At 64.8% G+C, this 3,352-nt stretch carries 5 protein-coding genes; 3 read left to right on the top strand and 2 right to left on the bottom strand.

What is annotated here, in order from left to right; genetic code table 11:
• Positions 1–216 precede the first annotated feature (216 nt).
• Positions 217–468, top strand: coding sequence for a hypothetical protein (locus BA895_RS15135; RefSeq protein WP_139142686.1), 252 nt, complete (start codon positions 217–219; stop codon positions 466–468).
• 117 nt (positions 469–585) lie between these two features.
• On the opposite strand, the gene BA895_RS15130 is transcribed toward BA895_RS15135, so the two are convergent.
• Positions 586–927, bottom strand: a complete 342-nt coding sequence (locus tag BA895_RS15130; RefSeq protein ID WP_139142685.1) for a hypothetical protein — start codon at positions 925–927, stop codon at positions 586–588.
• A 905-nt stretch (positions 928–1,832) separates the two neighbouring features.
• Here BA895_RS15130 and BA895_RS15125 point away from each other — a divergent pair.
• Together BA895_RS15125 and BA895_RS15120 are read left to right on the top strand one after the other, a co-directional pair.
• On the top strand, positions 1,833–2,402 hold the full coding sequence (locus tag BA895_RS15125) for an AAA family ATPase (protein WP_070192734.1): 570 nt from the start codon (positions 1,833–1,835) through the stop codon (positions 2,400–2,402).
• 168 nt (positions 2,403–2,570) lie between these two features.
• Positions 2,571–2,837 carry a hypothetical protein gene (locus BA895_RS15120; RefSeq protein ID WP_070192733.1) on the top strand — a complete coding sequence of 89 codons (267 nt, stop codon included), beginning with the start codon at positions 2,571–2,573 and terminating at the stop codon, positions 2,835–2,837.
• 145 nt (positions 2,838–2,982) lie between these two features.
• Here the strand turns inward: BA895_RS15120 and BA895_RS23595 are convergent, their stop codons facing one another.
• On the bottom strand, positions 2,983–3,210 hold the full coding sequence (locus BA895_RS23595) for a hypothetical protein (RefSeq protein ID WP_139142684.1): 228 nt from the start codon (positions 3,208–3,210) through the stop codon (positions 2,983–2,985).
• Positions 3,211–3,352: the final 142 nt, after the last annotated feature.

Raw genomic sequence — 3,352 nt, 5'->3', positions numbered from 1 at the left:
GAGAAATGGGAGACGGCACTGGCCCGCCTTCGACCGACCGACACCCATCGAGCACTAAACGAAGTCGATGGTCCTGCAGTCCTGGCCTTGGATGCAGCGACGACGGGTGACTACCCGGGAAGCGTGGCGACAGCCCACGTATCACTCACGGCCGCTAGTGCAGTGCCGACCGCGAAACGTTGGGGGTTCGGTGTCTTCGACGCTGACGAGCAGTTGGTGGCGATGACTTTCATCGAGGTGGACGGCAACCAAGCCGAGGTCGACTTCACCGTCGTCGCGCGAGCTAGGCATCGTCAGGGGCTGGCGACGGCACTCAAGGCTGCATCCCTGCTGGCCTTGGCGCGTCGGGGCGTGAGCCGTGTGCGCACGGGCGGCTCGGCCGAGAACCGCGGCATCCTCGCCGCGAACCGATCGCTGGGGTTCCGCATCGATGAGCACTGGATCACGATGGCTGCGCCGGCGAGGTAGGCACCACACCCCAAGGACTCAACGTCCGCAAATCGGCGTGAGGCGTTTACCGGCCATGCCGCAGAGAGGGTGAGTGACGGTTGCGTAGGGAGAGGGGGCGTGTCGTTACTTCGGTTGTCACGGTGGCCCGTGCTGCTCCCACAGCCGGTCACGGAGGGAACCCTCCACCGGCTTGGCGTCAAACACGCCGTCGGAACCGTCGAACTTGCCCTGTTCCAAGTCGGCGACGATGTACCACTCAGGTCCGTAGTCGTCCTCAGGCACCTCAAATCGGCCGTCGGGCCAGCAGACCCTGAACCACATGGAGTCATGGCGTTTGCGGCCGAACGGCCAGTACCGGAAGTCCGACACGTTCGTGACAAGATACGCCTCCACCCTCCCCTGTCGGCTCAGTTCCCAGACGGCATCACGGAAGGGGTCCAGTCGTGGGTCGTGAGGCGGGGCATCCTCGGGTGGCATGGGGCCTTGTCTACAGGACCGCGAGGCCCTGCGGCAGGTGGTTTCCGCACGGAAGCAACGTCCGCTACTGCCCCGCGCGTCGGACGTTCTTGTCCACGAGCGGCAACCGCACCTGGCCATCACGTGAGAGGTCTTGGCAATGCGAGGCTGCCGCCGCCGACTACCGGGGATTGCGCCCGCGTAGTCGCGCGAAGAAGCCCCTCGTCGCCTCGGCTGAGGCCGTCTTGGCTTCGGTACTCGCGCCGGGTTCTGCTGACAGGATGCCCGCAGCGGCACCGAGCATGCTCTGACTGCACGAGGAGCAGACCCGCCTACCGGTCACGGTCGTGGTGAGTTTGCTACTGGTTTGCTTGCGGCACGAGTCGCATTGAGCCATGAGGATTTCCTATCGTGAGGTCGAACCGCGGTTGCCGACACCTACGCCCCCATGCTGTCAGCAAGTGACGGGATACCAACGTCCTCTTCTGCCGCGTTGCGCTAACACCCACACCAGGTCGTGGTGTCCCGATGTTTCCGCAAGGATGGGCGGATGAATGACCCCGCTCCGCAGGTCGCCCCCGTCGAGGAAGTTCTAGCCGGACTGCGCATCCCAGTTCTTCCAGAAGGGACATCGCCCGCAGGCTTACTCGCTTTCGTGAAGCTACATGAGCCAGACGGCGGGGCCGGCTGAAGTGTCCGCGTCACTGCAGAACTCGACGACGAGGAAGTGCTTGGACTGCTTACGGGCTACGTCGAGCACCTACGACAGGCCGCCGCGGCGTCTTGGGACGACAGTGATCCGACGAGAGCCAACGACTGACCTCGTCGTCGGGGCACCAATGCACGCTCATGCCGCGACGGCGTGCTCCCGGCTATGACCGCCGCTGCGGCCGCTGCGGGTCCAAGTTGCCTGCGAGACTGCTGACGTGACTGGCAACGCGATCATCCTGGTCGGGGTGTCCAGCGTGGGGAAGACCTCGGTGGCGGAACAGCTGCAGTCGAAGTTGCGTGATCCCTACCTTCACGTCGGCGTGGATCACTTCTTCTCGATGTTCCCCTATGAGTGGCGCGACCACCCACGCCAGCCCGGACCGGGTTTCTGGGTGGAGAAGACCGTGGATCCGGATGGAGCACCTCGAGCCAGGATCCGCTACGGCGAGGCCGGCTCCACGCTCCTCACCGGGATGCGCGCCGCGGTGAACGCGCTCTTGGCCACGGGCAACAACGTCATCATCGACGAGATGCCCATCGATGACTCCATTGTGCCCGCCTGGCGCGGCGATCTGCTGGCCAGCTCGAGTCTTTGGGTGCAGCTCACGGCGTCGCTTCCGGTCCTCGAGCAACGCGAACGCGCCCGCACCAGGGGCCGGCAGCTAGGCAACGCGCGAGGCCACCTTGATGTTGCTGTGGGTGGCTGCTGGGATCTCGTGCTCGACACAGAACACCTCTCACCCGCCGAGTCAGCGACCCGCATCATGAAAGCACTCGGCATCTGATTCACGATTTACTCTTCTGCCGCATGTGGCGCGGTCTAGTTCGCCGCCGCCGCCCTAAGAGTGCTTGTCCGCGTGATAGTTCGAGCGGTCCAGTCGCGGCTCTCCGCTTATCGGCCCTATCCTCAGTGGGTGCCCCTACCTGGGTCCCAGAGGAGAAGGCAGACGACCGTGGAGACCGACGTCACCCCGGCCCAAGGCGGCCGTGCAGTCGAGCCGGTGCCAACCTTCTGGGAGCGGTATCACCGTCGGTGGCTCCCCGTAGCTGTCGTCTGCGGTGTGCTGGCGATGGGATTCGGCGCTACCGCGGCGCAGCGCGAGGGCTGGTCTGTGGTGACTTACGCCCTGAGCGGCGGGCTGATCGGAGGCATCTTTTTGGGATCGGCCGCCACGCTCCTCGCTGCGGTATTCCCGATGAACCGGCCCATCAAGAGTTAGCAACCTTGCCAGCAAGGGTCCCCTCTGAGAAGGACACGAACGTCCGCTCCTGCTGCGATCCGCTCGGTCGTACCGATGAGCGGTGGTCGCCGTTGCGCCCCTGCCGAGGCGTCGAACGAAGCCAGGGTGGGTGTCCCGATCAGCTCTACCGCGGGTCGGGACGGAGTGCTTTGATGGCCCACCAGCCATTCAGTAGGCAGACGCTTGTCAAAGCGATCGTCAATACGACCGAGGACACGTCGGCTCCGCGTTGAAACGTGCTGATCCATCGGTCCAGCGACCACCAGCCAAAAATCGCCGCGCCGAAGCCGTACGACCACGCGCCCTGCCGCCTGCTCGGGCGCAGCAGATTCAGCTTCTTGAGGGCAATCACGATCCACACCCTAGGGCCAGCGTCCTGCCGCCTATCGCCGCGCTGAGGATCTTCGCCCGGTCATCAGCGAGAGGCGTTTACCGGATTTGCCGCGTTGAGGACGTTCCCTACGAGCCATCGCGTAGCCCTAGAGCTGGAGGTG

Origin of the sequence: Humibacillus sp. DSM 29435 (assembly GCF_001758225.1) — a bacterium.
Taxonomy (GTDB): Bacteria; Actinomycetota; Actinomycetes; order Actinomycetales; family Dermatophilaceae; genus DSM-29435.
Note: the sequence above shows the minus strand (reverse complement) of the source record. Positions and strands in the feature narration are given on the sequence as shown.

Excerpts from the sequence above, each read along its gene's own strand:
- BA895_RS15130 (WP_139142685.1), bottom strand. The coding sequence starts at position 927 with ATGCCACCCGAGGATGCCCCGCCTCACGACCCACGACTGGACCCCTTC.